12 protein-coding genes are annotated in these 16,543 nt (G+C 44.1%); 2 read left to right on the forward strand and 10 right to left on the reverse strand.

The window, feature by feature from the left end:
• Positions 1-17: 17 nt before the first annotated feature.
• From dsdA to MSP8886_RS19350, 4 genes are all read right to left on the reverse strand, one after another.
• Positions 18-1,340, reverse strand: a complete 1,323-nt coding sequence (gene dsdA, locus MSP8886_RS19335) for a D-serine ammonia-lyase (protein ID WP_067019847.1) — start codon at positions 1,338-1,340, stop codon at positions 18-20.
• Positions 1,341-1,370: 30 nt separating this feature from the next.
• Positions 1,371-2,858, reverse strand: coding sequence for an amidase (locus MSP8886_RS19340; protein WP_067019850.1), 1,488 nt, complete (start codon positions 2,856-2,858; stop codon positions 1,371-1,373).
• Positions 2,859-3,030: 172 nt separating this feature from the next.
• Positions 3,031-4,251 (reverse strand): sugar transporter, encoded by a 1,221-nt coding sequence (locus MSP8886_RS19345; RefSeq protein ID WP_067019853.1) that lies wholly within the window; start codon positions 4,249-4,251, stop codon positions 3,031-3,033.
• 74 nt (positions 4,252-4,325) lie between these two features.
• On the reverse strand, positions 4,326-5,321 hold the full coding sequence (locus MSP8886_RS19350) for a bile acid:sodium symporter family protein (protein ID WP_067019856.1): 996 nt from the start codon (positions 5,319-5,321) through the stop codon (positions 4,326-4,328).
• A 390-nt stretch (positions 5,322-5,711) separates the two neighbouring features.
• On the opposite strand from MSP8886_RS19350, the gene MSP8886_RS21990 reads away from it, so the two are divergent.
• Entirely contained in the window at positions 5,712-6,305 is a 594-nt protein-coding gene (locus MSP8886_RS21990) for a helix-turn-helix domain-containing protein (RefSeq protein WP_083201056.1), read from the forward strand.
• 106 nt (positions 6,306-6,411) lie between these two features.
• Here MSP8886_RS21990 and lodB read toward each other — a convergent pair whose 3' ends face one another.
• From lodB to MSP8886_RS19375, 4 genes are all read right to left on the reverse strand, one after another.
• Complete coding sequence (gene lodB, locus MSP8886_RS19360; RefSeq protein ID WP_067019859.1) at positions 6,412-7,530, reverse strand: lysine-epsilon-oxidase maturase LodB; 1,119 nt, start codon at positions 7,528-7,530, stop codon at positions 6,412-6,414.
• A gap of 2 nt (positions 7,531-7,532) precedes the next feature.
• On the reverse strand, positions 7,533-9,935 hold the full coding sequence (gene lodA / locus MSP8886_RS19365) for a CTQ-dependent lysine 6-oxidase LodA (protein WP_245659154.1): 2,403 nt from the start codon (positions 9,933-9,935) through the stop codon (positions 7,533-7,535).
• Positions 9,936-10,126: 191 nt separating this feature from the next.
• On the reverse strand, positions 10,127-10,708 hold the full coding sequence (locus MSP8886_RS19370; protein ID WP_067019862.1) for a hypothetical protein: 582 nt from the start codon (positions 10,706-10,708) through the stop codon (positions 10,127-10,129).
• A gap of 90 nt (positions 10,709-10,798) precedes the next feature.
• On the reverse strand, positions 10,799-11,683 hold the full coding sequence (locus tag MSP8886_RS19375; RefSeq protein ID WP_083201057.1) for a helix-turn-helix transcriptional regulator: 885 nt from the start codon (positions 11,681-11,683) through the stop codon (positions 10,799-10,801).
• A gap of 141 nt (positions 11,684-11,824) precedes the next feature.
• Between MSP8886_RS19375 and MSP8886_RS19380 the strand changes: the two genes are divergently transcribed.
• Positions 11,825-13,231, forward strand: a complete 1,407-nt coding sequence (locus MSP8886_RS19380) for an MFS transporter (protein WP_067019865.1) — start codon at positions 11,825-11,827, stop codon at positions 13,229-13,231.
• 180 nt (positions 13,232-13,411) lie between these two features.
• Here MSP8886_RS19380 and MSP8886_RS19385 read toward each other — a convergent pair whose 3' ends face one another.
• Together MSP8886_RS19385 and MSP8886_RS19390 are read right to left on the reverse strand one after the other, a co-directional pair.
• Complete coding sequence (locus tag MSP8886_RS19385; protein WP_067019868.1) at positions 13,412-15,535, reverse strand: methyl-accepting chemotaxis protein; 2,124 nt, start codon at positions 15,533-15,535, stop codon at positions 13,412-13,414.
• 343 nt (positions 15,536-15,878) lie between these two features.
• The gene (locus MSP8886_RS19390) at positions 15,879-16,541 is read right to left on the reverse strand and encodes an FMN-dependent NADH-azoreductase (protein WP_067019871.1); all 663 of its coding nucleotides are present in this window, start codon (positions 16,539-16,541) and stop codon (positions 15,879-15,881) included.
• Positions 16,542-16,543 lie beyond the last annotated feature (2 nt).

Below are 16,543 nucleotides of genomic sequence, written 5' to 3' on the forward strand. Positions count from 1 at the left end.
CCGCGCCTTAATAAGCGTTAACGCAACAGAGCTTGGCCTTTTTGGTAGTAGTTTTTTCTCTCTTCTTGCGGCACCATATCTCCACCAGTGGCCCACATAATGTGCGTCGCTTGTGGCAGTTTATCATCCAGTTGGTGATCACTAAGATAGCTACGTCCGGCGGTTAACATACGCAGCACACCGCTTACCCCCGCTGCACCTGATGGTTCTACTGGCATGTTTTCAGTGTCCACCAGTATAGCCAAGTGACGATATAGGTTGTCGTCAGAAACGGTATAAACACCACTGAGCAGTGTATCCATCATGGGACCTACAAAGGCGGAAGGTCGGCCAACGGCCAACCCATCGGCACAGGTTTGGTTATCGATACCCAACTCTTGTACGGAAATAGCATTATGCAAACCCGTTTCCATACCTAGCACCATGCAAGGAGAATGGGTCGGCTCAGCAAAAAAACAATGTACATGATCGCCAAACACTTGTTTTAAACCAAAGGTAATACCGCCAGGCGCGCCACCCACACCACAAGGCAAGTAGACAAATAAGGGATGGTTTTCATCAACCACAACCCCCTGCTCGATCAGCTGTTTTTGCAATCGTAACGCGGCCACACTGTAGCCTAAAAACAACGACTTAGAATCTTCATCATCAATAAAATATGCCGTGTCTTGTTGCATGGCTTCTTGTCGCCCTTGCGCCACTGCCACACCATAATCGGCAGTATGTTCAACGACATTGACGCCTTTGCTTCTCAACAAAACCTTTTTCCATTCACGGGCATCCGACGACATATGAACCGTGACATCAAAGCCCAATTTAGCACTCATAATACCGATGCTTAAACCAAGGTTGCCGGTCGATCCAACAATAATTTGATGCTTGGAAAACAGCTCTCGAAAGCTGGCTGAATCAAACAAACGATAGTCATCACTGGTTTTCAAAAAGCCCTTCGCCAATGCCAAATTCTCTGCATGCAACAAGACTTCATAAATACCCCCTCGCGCTTTAATGGAACCTGCAATCGGTAATTGGTTGTCGCACTTCATCCATAAACGACCCGGTATATCTAGATTCATCACATCCGACAAGGCAAGTTGCAGAGCCGGCACGGCTATCAATTCGGACTCGATAATGCCATTCGTGGCAGCCGTGTCGGGAAAGACTTGAGCAAGGTAAGGCGCAAAACGCGTTAGTCTATCGGAAGCATCGAGCATATCTGACATTTGCAGTGGTAGCGTAGATTGCACATCATCAAAGCGCGCTTTTTTTGGATTGAACCAAGTGATTTCTTGCAACGCAATAAGCGACTGCACAACAGGGGTATGAATATAGTCAGTCACTTACAGACTCCATTAAAGATCTATAGAAAATTAAAACCCCATAAAACCCTCGGCATGTTTCAGCGTGGGTAAACGGGATAACATGGCGATATCGACCCTTGGACGCGCCAAATCGGGTGTTTTCTCTAACAGAGCTTCTAACGATTTGGCAAACGCCAAGGTAGATAAGTCGTCGCCTCGTCGGCCAATAATCTGTAAACCAAACGGCATATGGTTTTTATCTCGCCCAACAGGCAAGGTCACAGACGGATGCCCTGTTAAAGTCGAAGCATATGCCATCGCAAGCCAGTGATAATAACTTTGTGTCGGCTTACCATCAATCTGCTCTGGGTAAAGTTCGTGCCAGTCTCGTGGGCTAATGGTCGTCGTGGGAGCCAGAATAAAATCATACTCTTCAAAAAATATCTGCCATGCACGATACATAAGCGTTTGTTTGTTTAGTGCACTCACTACGTCTAATGCACTGTATGACTCGCCTTCTTTAATATTCATCAGAATATTTGGTCCCATTTGATCTGGGTATTGGTGGGACAATTCCCGGTGATGACCGGAAAAGTTAAGCGCCCTTAGCACCGCAAAAATATGATCTGCATTGTCACAGTTAGGGTGGGCCTGGTCACATTTCGCAAAGACCGAGCCAAACTGATCGATTTTTTCTTGAAAGGACTCTTTGATTAATTTTTCCGTCATGGCAAAACCAAAATTATGGGTAACAGCCACCTTAGCACTGCTCAAATCAAAGTCAGGCAAATGGCAATAAGCATCCCCATTGTGTTGCCCAACTCCTTCCACCACAGATACCCAAGGATCACGGCGATCAGGACGAATCATTTGTGATAACATCAGACTCACATCTTCGACAGAACGCGCCATCGGTCCGTTGGTTGGTAATGGTATTAAGCCAATCGGACGACTGTGCCCGGGCACCACACCCGGTGACGGACGAAAGCCAACCACACCACAAAACGCCGCTGGATTACGCAAGCTGCCCCCGGTGTCTGATCCCGTTGCTAATGGGGTGATGCCGCAAGCCAACGCCACGGCTGAACCGCCGGAAGACCCTGCCGCTGAACGGGTCACATCAAACGGGTTCGCCGTCGCACCGTACACCGCATTGCGCGTATTACCACCTGCACTCCATTCCGGATTATTGGCTTTGCCCAGTGGCAAAGCGCCTGCTTGGCGTAATTGCGCTACCATAGGGTCGTCTGAGGTTGCCATATTGTCTTTGTAGATAGTACTGCCGAACGTCGTTGGGAATCCTGTTAAGTCAACCATGTCCTTCACACTCAATGGCAAACCATGTAACGCCCCCAAGGGTTCCCCTTTATCAATGGCTTGTTGGGCTTGCTTGGCTTGGGCCATAAAATCGTCTGGGTCACAAGCAACAATCGCATTCACCGCATGATTCACCAAATTCATTCGAGCAATGCAGCTTTGTGCCAGTTCCATAACGGACAATGACTTTTTTGCCATTAAACGGCGCGCTTCGGCTGCGTTAAGATCACATGCTTCCATCCATACCTTCTTAGTGAATCATCACGGTTATTTGTTAGAATAAACAAATGGTAACGTCACACTCAGGCATCGCAAAAGATGAATTTTTAGAAGAGATCATTGCTATTTTGGCAATACAAAAAAAGCGCTAACAACGTCATTTATTCGCGCCTTTTTAAAGGTCGTTTCTGAATCAATTAACGATGTGGCTATTTATTTCAACTCGCTCCTCTCTGGCGACCCGACGTAACAAAAAGAAAAGCACCACTAAACCTACAACGCCAAATATCGCACCCGCCACGCCAACACTTTGTAAATTAATCCGTTGTATTACCTGGTTACCAAACAAAGCCCCCGCACCAATACCCAAGTTAATAATGCCGGAAAACAACGACATGATAATGTCAGAGGCGTTAGCATCCACGTTAAACACGCGTACCTGCATGGCAAGACCAATGGTCATCATGGCCGCGCCCCATAGGATAATCAAAGCGATCATATAGCTACTATACTGAGCAGCAAAATACAGAAGAGCCGTAGAAGAGGTCACGATCAAGGTACTACCAATCAGTAGTTGCTTATTAGCTCGCTCACCAAGATAACCAAATACCACACTGCCGATGATGCCTGCACCACCAAACAAGAGCAGAATCAATGTGGTGAATCCCGCCGAATTATGCCCAATGACTTTTAAAAAAGGCTCAATATAACTGTAAGCGGTGTAATGGGCAGTGAACATCAAAAAGATAAAAAAGTACATGTGCAACAAAATGGGCTTTTTCATCAACTCAGACACTTTACTCAAAGAACCAGAGAACAAACTGGGTAAACTTGGCAATAACCGAAATAGCGCGATAAGCATCACAAACGAGGCTACAGCAATTGTCGCAAACGTCATGCGCCACCCTAACGACTCCCCTATCAAACGACCTAATGGCACACCCAATACCATGGCGAGTCCTGTTCCCGTCGCCAGCACACTCAAAGCAAAGTTTTTCTTCCCCCAAGGGGCCACCCGAATCGCGATGGAAGCCGTAATAGACCAAAATATGGCATGGGCAAAGGCAATGCCAATACGGCTAATCAATAGGGCCTCAAAACACCAAGCAAAGACAGACAAAATATGGCTAATAAAGAACAACACAAAGCTTGCTAGCAACAAGGTCTTACGATCCATTTTCCCCGTTAGCAGCATTAAGGGCAGCGACATTAACGCCACAATCCACGCATATACGGTTAGCATCCAACCGGCATGGGCAGGCGTTATAGAAAAATTTTGAGCAATAGACGATAACAAGCCCACAGGCACAAACTCTGTGGTATTGACGATAAATGCAGCGATCCCCATTAATATCACGCGCAAGTATTGCGTCTTTTTAGAGGTATTATCAACCTCAGTAGAATCCAAATTCATTTTGACCTGCAAAGTAATAAAAGAAAAAAGTATCCTGTTTAAAATCAACACCAAGATACAAAGAACATCCTATATTATGCGACGGATGTTATCGCCGCTTTACGCTTTGAGAACCGATTTGCCAATAACGCACATACAAAAATTTGCAGCGGATGATAAATCATAATGGGCAGTAACAGCATACCTAGCATAGGGTTTGCACCAAAAATAACTTTTGCCATAGGCACACCTGCTGCAAGGCTTTTTTTCGTACCACAAAATAAGGCAGCGGATTGATCTTCCTCGTGAAATTGAAAGCGATGGCCTAAAAAATACATTAGCGCGATCATGGAAACCAATATCAAGGCACATAGCCCCACCGCGTACAACAAAGTGACGATGGTAAAATCATGCCAAATACCACGCACAACCGAATCACAAAATGCATTATAGACAATCAGCAAGATAACCCATTTATCCAGTTTGCCAGTGATCGCTTTATGGCGACTCACCCATTGTCCAATAAATGGGCGCAGCAGTTGGCCTGCTACCATGGGGACAAACAATAACAAGGCAATGTGGGCAACAGTACCACTAAAGTCCGCATGACTACTGGTAAAGCCCATAAATAACTGAACATAAAGAGGCGTCAGAAAAATACCTAACACACTGGATAAGGAAGCATTAAAAATCGCCCCAGGCACATTACCACCTGCTATTGCTGTCATCGCCACAGAAGAGGAAATGGTACTTGGCAGAACCAGTAAATAACAAAAGCCAAACGCCAAAGCTTTAGGCAAAAAGCTCTCAAACCAATGCCCCAACGTGAGCCAAACCAGAGGATAAATGACGAAAGTGGCGGATTGAATAAACAAGTGAAGCCGCCAGTTGCTTAAGCCTTTGCGTATATCCCGAGGCGAAAGCCCGATACCATGTAAAAAGAAAACAAGGGCAATCCCCCATTGTGTCACTTGGTCCAAGTGCAAAACACCACCACTTGACCCCACCTTAGGCAACAATGCCGCCAAAACAATTGCCAGCAACATTCCCACCAAAAACCACTCTTTTTTTATCAACGCAAACAACGTCATCTCCCTCTTTTATTACCTCAAAAAAGCCGCTCATAGGCTTCTAAATAACCGTATGCCAGCGTGTTTTTTACAAGACGTATTGTCCACTGTCTGAGACAAAACAAAAGCAATAAAAATATGAATATTGCGGACAACAGCATACTTTTTCACGAGTTTAAGTCACTGAAAGAGGCATTGTGACAACACCGAAGTCAAACAGAGCATGACAATGGATTCTATGTAACGCAATGCCATGAGCGGCTCAAATAAAACTTGTGTAATACTGTGTAATTGCCCTTTGAAAGAAAGCTTACTAACTTAATAGACTGACTTTTGATGACAAGCGGAACCGCTGCCATCCATAAAATAAAAAGGCTATTGGTTACTTAGCAAAGACTTTTGGAGAGAATCATGAACAACAAGGATGGACGTATTTCATTAAATGTTGATGTGTTAAAAGCACAAAGAAAACAGCGAGGTTTAAGCCAAGAAAAAGTCGCTGAAGCATGTATGAAGCAAAGCCTTCTCGTGTCCGTTTCTTCCATTAAGCGAGCGGAACTGGGGATGAATGTCCTCTATCGCACTGCAACACAACTCGCTACGTTTTATGGTATTCCGGTTGAATTACTCATAACCGATAACAAGTCTGCAAGCTCTCCAAGAGTATTATCAGGTTCCCACACTCAGAATAAAAATACCTTAACCATTGTTATCGAAACAAAAAATCCAATACACAGAACAAAAATTGACTCTCTATTAGATAGCTCACAGAAACGCTGCCACCAACAAGGCAATTATATAACAATTGACTGGCACATCAGTGAAGACGACACACAGGTGTATAAACAGATCCAGTGTCTATGTGCCAAGCTAAAATCGACGTTTCAAGCGGATATTCGTTTATTTATTGAATCCACCATCACGGAACACAACTCAGAGGCAAATTTCCAGCCTTTATTTATTCACAACAAAAGGCCCGATCGTATATTGGACCATAGTGTTTAATAGCACGACCTAGCGGCATTCGCGCCGCATCTATTAGGATCAAAATAAGTAATGGAAGCCACGCGATGTGGCTACAATCACTTCTAGCCAAGCAAACACCAACAAACTAGGCGCTTACTCTATGTTGTTGTTTACTAGGCTTAATTAGACGGCGCTGCCAAAAAGGGTGATTAGGCCAACGTTGCTCTTTTTTATAAAAGTCCCATTTGGTTTCGCAGTACTCATCAAAAGTCAGTATGGCATCTTGTTGATAATCCCGAACGGCTGTTTTTTGTTCATGCATTAGCGCATAAGCACCATGGCAACCACTGAGCATTGCAAACCCTATTCCCATAGAAGAAATCGGGTCAAAAGAGGCGACCGCATCACCAACGGCAACAAACTTTTCTGGGAAATCTGAAGCATAATACTGACTGTTGGCTTGTTTTACCCAAAGCTTTGGCTGCGTAGAAATACAGCCCTGCAAAGAGCCACCAATAGCAGTTGTCTTAGCGAGACACTGATTCCAAACCTCCTGATGATTAAGCTGCTTCTCTTTCATGATATCCATATCGGTAAAGCAGGTTACCACAGCAAGGTCTTTCGACAAGCCTGCCATATACCACCAGCCATATTCACAACTTTCAATTTTCTGTTGCTGCTCGAAGACACGCTCAGGATGCTCAACAAAGGCGCCAATACCCACAAGCTGATCGGTCACCACTCGTTCAATTCCTAGCAATTGACCTATTTTTGTCTGTCGACCTGACGCATCGATCAAATACTCACTTTGATAGTGCAGTGTACCTTGTTCAGGATGAACACACTGAACTTGCCAACAGCCTTCTTGTTGCGCCATGCTAATTTGTTTACAGCGAGGAATAATCGTGCCTCCTCGTTCTGATATTGTCATCAGCAAGGTCTCATCAAAACGCGCGCGATCCAGTTGATAGGTTTTACCTTGTGCCGTGAACAGGCTGAAATGATGAGTCTCCACATCACTGCCCCAATAGCTTTCTTTGCCATAATTTGGTGTAAAACACCCTGCTCCAAACGCCTCTCGTGGTATGTCCAGATACTCCAAAAAATCAAAGATACTGTGAGAAACCTGCTCACCAATACGCGGTTGTGTGAAATCGCCACGCTCAAGCAACAACACTTTTTTATCGTGGAACAACATCAAGGAGAGCGCACAAGCGGCCCCAGCGGGGCCGCCTCCGATGATAATGGCATCATACGTTTGCATCACTAACCTCTCGCCCGAGTGCCTGAACGTGGAAGAATATTTGTCGAGCGAACAGGTTTAAAAGCACGCTCTTCCAGATATTTCGCCATATTTCTACCTTTCTCCGTTTCCCCGCTACTAATATCCCTTAATTCATCCTTGACGGTTCCAAAAGGCACTTTCTTATCATTAATGAAAAGCACGGGTAAGGTAGTCTCGTTATCTTTAGGGTTCCCACTGATTTGCCCCACGCCTATTTCTCTGTATTCAAACAGTTCATGGTTTCTTTCGGATTCCGTGAAATAGGGGAAGCCTTCATTTTTCGAGTTTTGATCCCGAATAAAAGCCAGCGCAGACCAGTGCTCCACCATCTGACCATAGCTATTAATTCCACGAGCATAGTTGATTTGCTGACCAGCAGGAAAATGACTCAGGAGCTGACCCTTAGCATCCATTTCCCCAGTTAGCACATCCCAAGGGCTTTGTGGCGGCCACCAATAACTGTAGTAGTTTGGCGGAAGCGGCTTACTGTCATTTTTTCCAACTTCTTTCGTTGCTGAGGCCGTGATAACAGGGGAAACGTTAACGCCTTCGGGCAATCCACTCCATTGGACATCCGTCTCTTTGAAAGTACGACTCGTCTCTGTCTGAGTCGCCTTATTGACTTTAGGCTCATTAAAATTAATCGTCTGCACTGTGCAATTGAAGAAATCCGCCTGCCAAGGGCATGCCATACGTTTGGTTAAATCCCCTGGTTCACAACCACCACCTTCACATTCATCTCGACCCGGTGATAAGCCAGTTTCAGCGTAATCATCAATACTCTTATAGTGCTTAATTTTATATGCATCTTCGTACAAGGCCGGATTCTGTAGGCTCCATGTCACTTCAATACCTGGACACATAGGCAAGCCCACGCAATTACCAATACTGGCAGCATCCATAGGGTTAACAGGGAAAGCTTGGCAGTCTCCAACACTGAATTTCCCTTCAGCCCACTGCTTTAACAAAAACATTTGCGTGGCATCTAAGGCAAGAAACTTTTCCACTACATTGTTAGTTAGATCATACGCATTGGCGCTTTTTACTGAGTTGCTGCCCGAGTTCAGTGGCATCATGGGGAATCTATTTCCATCAGAATCCCCACTAATAAGCTGCTGCTGGGGCTGATCATAATCACCAATGACTTTCTTATCCAGCTGGCGAAAGTAGTTATAATACTTCATCCGTTCCGGCTTTCTTGCCTCACTGTTGTCACGATAATCAAACTGATAAGAAAAGAAACCGCTCATGGACTGCACATTCGCTACCCACTGATATTGACTAATACGCTGAATAATAGGAAGGATATCTCGCTCGTAGTTGGCGATATAGTTTTCATTAAAGCCTTTCTGATAGCCATTCTTATTATAGCCACTATCATTACAACCATCTGAGTCATAACCGTCTTTGTCATAACCATTCTTATTGTAATGATAACCATCCTGATCATAACGATTCTTATATTTTTTCAGATCATATATATCTGGAGCCAAGTTAAAATTCCGTACACCGACATCAAAAAAGGTATCATTTAAGGTAGAAATATTGACGATTTCAGGAGCAAAGTCGGGGGACCCCACCACAACCCAAGCTTTAACCGGATCGGATTTAGAACCGCCCTTGAAAGTAACAATACATGAGACAGGTCCGTCCGAAATATCGTCAAACCAATCATTACCACCGCCGTAACCTTCTAAGTCGGTATTACCACCAGCGCGACCATAACCTCCCAATACAATCAAATGACCATGCTTATTCATAATAAGCGTTCCTAAGCTTTTAAAATCTTCCCCTTGTTTCACATCTAGTGGCGGAAAGTATCTATCCTCTTCTTTTACGTTTGCTCCATACTTATCTTTTGTATAGTAGTCATCTGGTATACTACTTATATCAAACTCAGCTTTGATAACCGGATGAGATGCCATACTTTCAGCAGATCCTGATACTGTTCGTGGCCCCAGATCAATAATCAGTTTCTGCCTCTCTACATCATCGATGTTACAGCCAACCGATGGATTGCGTAGCTCCGTTTTTCTGTTTCTGTAACTGTTTTCTTCTCCATAAAGCAGGTTGCCATTAAGTTCGTTAAAGTCATACCATGCCGCTTTTTTATTGGCTAAATGCACCGTCCATTCAATACGCTCAACATTAGGCGATTGCAGTGTTAACTCTTCACCAGACTCATCAAAGACTTTAAATACCTGTCCTTGGCGACGAATACGACCCGCTTCATCTTTAAAGTTGATAACTTCCGTCGTCGGTTGCATATTCTCATCGTGTTCATGGGGCAAACCACCAATCTTCGTGGGGTTTAAAACAAAATTATTACCTTCTGCATTGCCCAATCGAGCCACACCAACGGAAGGGTGAATTGAAAGTGTCATATCTTGCTCCTGTTACTCAAGCTAAAATGGGGGGTGTTTCCATTACCATTTCAGTAAAACAGGCGGGGGCATTTTTAGCAGTATCAGTTTGGTGTCAGTTGTCTTATTGACAAAGGGAAGAAAAGAAGAGGAGTAACAGCACAATAGCATTTATCGTGCCGTCTATCAGTCATTTGCTTAGCTACTTTTGCCTAGTTATCAAAGAGCGTTCTTGGCAATTTAAATTTGCGTCCGCCAATCTCAACCGTCGGTTGTAACGGTTTAGGGATGAGCGAATCAGGAGGAAAAAAAGCAGGTGGCAAATTGTATACCATTGGAACGCGTCCTACGTATATCCAAAAGTTCTTTTCGTTCTGCTGGTTAACCATATAGATCAAATATTCATGCCCATTGTCTTGCCAACTAGCGTCAGTATTATTTTCGCTCCAATCAGAAGACGCCCCAATATAGGCTAACCAGCGCCACTCTATTGTCTTATCAGGGTTGATTCGGATTTGGACGTTAACAGCATTATTAATATCAATTTGTATGGCTAGATTGAAACGAACATGCGCTCCTTCAGGTATCGATTGAGGCATATCGAAAGCAAACACATCTGTATCTTCATTATTTGCCGCCACATTACTGGTATACAACTTGTAAGAGCCTTCTGGTGCAGGCTCTTCACCAAATTGGCAAGCCGTTATACCAATACTGCCCTCCTGATGAATAGGTTTTCTGCCAACACCTGAAAGCATTCTTTTGTCAGCCTGTAGCGTTACAGTATAGTCCATCACTTTTTCCTTACTCTGCGTGTTGTTAGAGAATATGCATGAATACCAAAGCTTTCCAGTATCAATAGAGTATCAGTTAATAGGATAGCTTTAGCCAATCACCAAACGCTCCAGTTTGGCTTTGGTGTCCTCATCGTCCGGCACATACACCATTAGGCGTTCACCATTTTTCGGGGCAGACCACCAGTTAACCTGATGAAAAGCCATCTTACCAAGATCTGGAATAAGAAACTTCTTCACATGATTTTCAACATCAAGGATTTCATATTGCTCCCAGTAACGGTTGAACTCAGCTGAAGCGGCTTGCATCATGCTCAATCTAGCTTGCCAACTAGGATCATCCATATAGTTTGCCATTGCCGCACGAAAGCTCCCCGCAATACGCGACAAAATTACCTCCTTATTGTCCATTCGTATAAGCCACTCATCATTAGTAAAGGCCAAATACATACAGTTACGATGTTCATCCGGTAACGACGCTAAATCCACCCCCATTAACTCACGATAAGCTTGATTAAAGCCCAAAATATCAAAACGCGCATTTTGCACTATCGCTGGCATGGGATTCAGTTGGTCGAGAATCATTTGATTCACTGACGATAACTTCTGACATTGTCGCTGGTACTCAGCTGGTCGAGACAAGCCAGACAAGGTAAACACATGGGCGGTTTCTACCTCGCTACATTGTAACGCCTTAGCTATCGCACTTAAGGTTGCAACAGAAGCATTCACCTCTCGACCTTGTTCCAACCAGGTGTACCAAGTGGTACTCACATCTGCCAGCATGGCCACTTCTTCACGACGTAAGCCGGGCGTGCGTCGCCGACCACTGTGTAAAATACCCAGGCGTGATGGGTCTAAACTTTCTCGGCGCCGACGTAAATACAACCCAAGCTCTTTGCGATTATCTTGAGCAATAAAGCCAACATTTTTTGTACGGTGTTGTTGATGGGAATCAAGCAAGGCGGTTGTCATACTCCCTCTTTCATAGCATAGGTCTGCTGAATAGAAGCCAAACAGGTAGTTCTAGTACTAGGATAACCAAACACTGGTACCTGTTTAACGGTTTTTACATACTGTCGACCATTCAATGATAAATCAAGAGAAACAGAGAAAATGACGACAACAGCAAAGACACTAAGCCGAGCTGGTTTGATCATTCTGATGGCAGGCCAGCTACTGCCGTTAATTGATTTTTCCATCGTCAACGTAGCGCTCGCTTCCATCGCTGAGTCCCTCCATGCCAGCCATATTCAACTCGAGTTAATGGTGGCCGCCTATGGTGTGAGTTTCGCAGTATGCTTGGCAATGGGGGGACGACTAGGCGATAACTTTGGCCGCCGTCATTTGTTTATTCTCGGCGTCTGGGTCTTTGGTATTGCCTCTCTCGCTTGTGGGATTGCCTCTTCCATCAATGGACTCTTGTTCGCTCGTGCTATTCAAGGTGTCGGTGCAGCCATGATTGTGCCGCAAATTCTCGCCACCTTACATGTCACACTAACGGGCAGACGTCACTCTTTTGCAATTGGCCTCTATGGCGCCATTGGTGGTTTGGCGTTTGTCTTAGGACAGGTTCTCGGTGGCTTTTTAGTCTCTGGCGATGTGGCAGGACTGGGCTGGCGCAGTGTCTTTTTGATCAATATTCCCGTTTGTCTCGGCATTCTTGTTTTTGCTCGTGTTTGGGTACCTGAAAGTCGTTCAGAGCACCCTGCCAATGTGGACTGGCCTGGTACTTTTATTCTTGCAGCAGCACTGCTTTGTCTGCTGATTCCTGTCTCGCTTGGACCGGAATACCACTGGTCATGGCCATTTATTGTTATGCTCTTAGGTGTTATCCCTCTTTTGTATGCATTTTGGAATATTGAAAAGCGCCAAGAAAATCGTCAGCGCTTCCCACTAATGCCGCCTCGTTTGTTACGTCTTCATTCCATTCAATTTGGCTTTATTCTGGCGATCTTTATGTTCGCCAGTTGGAGTGGCTTCATGTTCTCGGTCGCCCTAACCTTTCAATCTGGCTTAGGGAAGTCTCCTCTGGAATCTGGGAATGCGTTTATCATGCTGGGTATGGCGTATTTTGTAGGCTCTCTTTTCACGGCAAAAATATCCAACCGCATTGGCAAGCTCAATACGCTGTTTGTAGGTTGTGCATTACAAATGCCTGGGCTGCTTGGCTTAGCGTGGACCTTTTACCATTTTTGGCCAAATATCGGCATTACGACCTTACTACCAACCACCTTATTTATCGGGTTAGGACAGTCTTTTATCGTTGGCAGCTTTTTCCGTATTGGCTTGTCCGAAGTGGCTTCAAAAGATGCTGGAGCAGGCAGCGCCATGCTGACCACAATACAACAAGCCGCTTTTGGTCTAGGGTCCGCCCTACTTGGCTCCATCGCCTATCAAACCTTTGATATCACCCAAAGCCATAAAATCGCCATATCCACCACCTTATGCGCCGAAGTGTGTTTGATGGGCACCTTAGTCATCTTTGGGCTTATCTATCGTCGAAAATTGCATCATATCTAGGGGAATACGTCCTACAAACTCACATTGATCACCAGATAAGTGAGGGTAATGATGTTGATTCGATTGCGATTATTTCGTCACTTATGGATAGATAAAAAATAGTAAAGTGGCCCCAAAAGAAAACGGGTAGACTGAGCCTACCCGTTTTTTATCAACAGATCATGACACTTTCTGAGACAATTAACTCTTCAGTTTATTCAATTGGCTATCCAACTCATCCAACTGGTGAGTCACTTGCTCACTACTGTCATTCGTCTGGTGCGCAAAGTGTGCTAACACTTCGGCCGCGTCTTCTATTTTTTTCAACATACCAGTGATATCAATACTGACTTGGCTTTGCTCTTCTGCCGCCGCCGCCACTTGTTGAATGTGGTCATTTATCAGTTCTATTTCGTTAACCACTGCGGCGAGACTATCGTTCACCTCTTGAGTAGACTTAACGGATAACGCAACTTTTTCACCACTGTTGGCAATGCTACTGACCGCAATTTTCACTTCTTGTTGCAAGTTACTGATTAAACTGTCAATTTCTTCGGTAGAGTTTTGTGTTTTAGAAGCAAGGCTGCGTACTTCGTCCGCCACCACTGCAAAACCTCGCCCTTGCTCACCCGCTCGAGCCGCCTCAATCGCGGCATTCAAAGCTAACAAATTCGTTTGCTCAGCCACGCTACGAATGACTTCTAGAATTTGATTAATATCATTCGAACGCGCAGAGACTTTATCTATAGAGTCCTTTGCACTTTCCATACTGCTGCTAAGCTCTTGAACCGTATTCGTTGAACTCACGATACTATGCTGAGAGTTACTAACTGTATGATTCATTTCTTTCATTTTCTCTGCTAATTCAGCAGTAATTCCGGCAACTTCATGGGCCGTGTTAGACATTTCTTGAGTCGACAGAACCACATTCGCAATTTCTGTTTTTTGCTGTGCAGTTTCTGCTAAAGAGCTCTGACTCGCGCTCACATTCTCACCCGAAGATGCCCTTACCGTTACTCCAATGGATTTTAATGAGTTCACCATCCCACGAAGTTTTTGTAGAAACACATTAAAGTTAGCGCTCAATTCGTTCAATTCGGCATGTGAATGTAAATCTAGAGTTTGTGTTAGATCCCCTTCATTACCAGACAACTGAGCCACTTGCTTATTCAGCAATTGCAATGGGCGGATAATGGAGCGAATAATCAACAACATTAGCAGTGTCGCAACGATAGCAATAATCACAGCCAATGATAACTGCTCAATGAGTGCTCTTTGTTTAACGCTTGCCATCAACGCTAATTTTTTATCTAGCTTCGCCATGGCAACTGACATAGGCAAGCTAATCAAAAAGTGCCACTGAGTATTCGCACTTTCAAGGTTTAAAGGCTGAGCAACAATCAATTGGCCATCTTGCTCCAATACGCCTCCCTTCTTAGACAGTGCTAACAACGCTTGACCGTTTTTGGTATCGATTGTCTTAAACGGCTTACCTAAACTTTCCTTATATTTGCTAGAAGCAACAATCAGTCCTTTTTTACTAACGATAGTGACAGAGCCCTGCCCATCATAAAGCCCCTTAGATAATTCATTAGCAAACACTTGTATAACAGGCAAATCAAGATCCGCACCAACAATACCTTTAAACACACCACCGTTCATAATAGGCACCGTTAAGCTCGTCATGAGAACTTTAGAGCCATTAGGCAAATCGAACAAATAGGGTTCAACAAGACAAACGGATTTCGTATCACGCGGACATAAATACCACTCAGAAATGCGCTGCCCGTTAGGATCTTTCTCGGTATTGTATTTTATTTTTGCGCTATCAATTGGATAGTAAACGGCCTTTCCATCTTCACCTACAGCCACCGTGATACTAAAGGAACCATCATCTTTAGCGCCGACATTGGAGTCTTTGCCCACGTATTCGCTATCTTTATTATCGAATGCATTAGGCTCAAAAAAGCTATATAGGACACTGGCATTGGGGGCGCTTTTCTTTGCGGCCGTTATAAGAGGCAAGACTTGCTCTCTAGACAAAGGCGCTGATAAGTTCAAATTATTAGACAATTGCGCTGCCAAAACATTCACCACATCAAGGTTTTTCTCAATGTAAGCTTGGATTTTCTCGCCAGCAACACGAGTATTCAGCTTAAGTTTAGATATAGCCGAATCTTTGAGATCAACAACAGCATCCTGCTTTAATTGATCACTTAAGGAAGAAATTTTTGAGTAAGTTTGCCACGTGAATAACAAAGAAATAAATAAAACAGAGCCGATACTAATGAGTAACAACTTATTCTTAAGGGAGACACTCGCCATAGCAAACCTACTTATCAATGATAATTTCTTTCTTAAAAACTATAATTAAGCACTAAAAGATATATTAATACAGTTTAGATTTGTATCTAAAAACTATTATTTAGCTTCTCTCCCCAACCGACTAACACTTTTAGAGCAATATTGCTCATTTTACCAATATCATCTGACTTAAGAAGAGATTAATAATAGTGAATATCATTACTATAAAAAGCCTCCAATACCAAAGTTGGCTCTCTATTCTTGATAATGCCTTTCTTACCTTTAATCACCAATTTGGCACGAATGGAATACACTGGGACAAACAACAAGCATCCACTTTCTACTAGCGGTTTTAGGTGATCCTTCATTCGCTTAACTGATCGACTAATGCAGCAATATCCTGTTGCGCGTTTTCCACCGAAGCCTGATGGCGCTCATCGGAAAACTCTTGATATTCCGAACCAATCTCATAGAACTGATCCACTCCCAGATATTGCGCCAACGCTTTAATATGCGGCGTTAAATGGTTCATATGCTCACGTACTCCACCAGCACCAAAACCAAACTCCCCAGATGACGTCAATAAGACTAAGGTTTTGCCCGATAAGGTCGGTTCAATGGGAAAATCCCCACGAGCGAGATCAAAAGTAAAGGTTTTATTCACTCTCAGCATCTGATCAAACCACGCCTTCAATACTGCTGGCATCCCATAGTTATACATGGGTGAGGTGATCACAATCACATCGGCTTGGGTCAGTTCAGAAAAGTATTCCTCGGACTCGGCCAATGTTTGTTGTTGAGACGGGCTTCTTTGCCCTTTAGGGGTAAAAGCGGCCGCAATCCAATCCTGATCAATAAAGCTGGGAGAGTTGAGACCGAGGTCTCGATATATCACTTTGTCATGATGATTTTTATTCAGCCATAGCTCAATAAAATAACGTCCAAATGACTTCGAAATCGAATTATAGCTTTGCGTTGAGCTGTCAGTACGACGAACACTGGAGTCGATATGTAGAATAGTTTTCATAT

This window comes from Marinomonas spartinae (assembly GCF_900089775.1).
GTDB classification, from domain to species: domain Bacteria; phylum Pseudomonadota; class Gammaproteobacteria; order Pseudomonadales; family Marinomonadaceae; genus Marinomonas; species Marinomonas spartinae.

What these genes read in the sequence shown, in the direction of transcription:
- MSP8886_RS19340 (WP_067019850.1), bottom strand. Translation starts at nt 2,858, where the DNA reads ATGGAAGCATGTGATCTTAACGCAGCCGAAGCGCGCCGTTTAATGGCA.
- MSP8886_RS19370 (WP_067019862.1), bottom strand. Translation starts at nt 10,708, where the DNA reads ATGGACTATACTGTAACGCTACAGGCTGACAAAAGAATGCTTTCAGGT.
- lodB (WP_067019859.1), bottom strand. Translation starts at nt 7,530, where the DNA reads ATGCAAACGTATGATGCCATTATCATCGGAGGCGGCCCCGCTGGGGCC.
- MSP8886_RS19375 (WP_083201057.1), bottom strand. Translation starts at nt 11,683, where the DNA reads ATGACAACCGCCTTGCTTGATTCCCATCAACAACACCGTACAAAAAAT.
- lodA (WP_245659154.1), bottom strand. Translation starts at nt 9,935, where the DNA reads ATGACACTTTCAATTCACCCTTCCGTTGGTGTGGCTCGATTGGGCAAT.
- MSP8886_RS19385 (WP_067019868.1), bottom strand. Translation starts at nt 15,535, where the DNA reads ATGGCGAGTGTCTCCCTTAAGAATAAGTTGTTACTCATTAGTATCGGC.
- MSP8886_RS19345 (WP_067019853.1), bottom strand. Translation starts at nt 4,251, where the DNA reads ATGAATTTGGATTCTACTGAGGTTGATAATACCTCTAAAAAGACGCAA.
- MSP8886_RS19380 (WP_067019865.1), top strand. Translation starts at nt 11,825, where the DNA reads ATGACGACAACAGCAAAGACACTAAGCCGAGCTGGTTTGATCATTCTG.
- MSP8886_RS19350 (WP_067019856.1), bottom strand. Translation starts at nt 5,321, where the DNA reads ATGACGTTGTTTGCGTTGATAAAAAAAGAGTGGTTTTTGGTGGGAATG.
- MSP8886_RS19390 (WP_067019871.1), bottom strand. Translation starts at nt 16,541, where the DNA reads ATGAAAACTATTCTACATATCGACTCCAGTGTTCGTCGTACTGACAGC.
- MSP8886_RS21990 (WP_083201056.1), top strand. Translation starts at nt 5,712, where the DNA reads ATGAACAACAAGGATGGACGTATTTCATTAAATGTTGATGTGTTAAAA.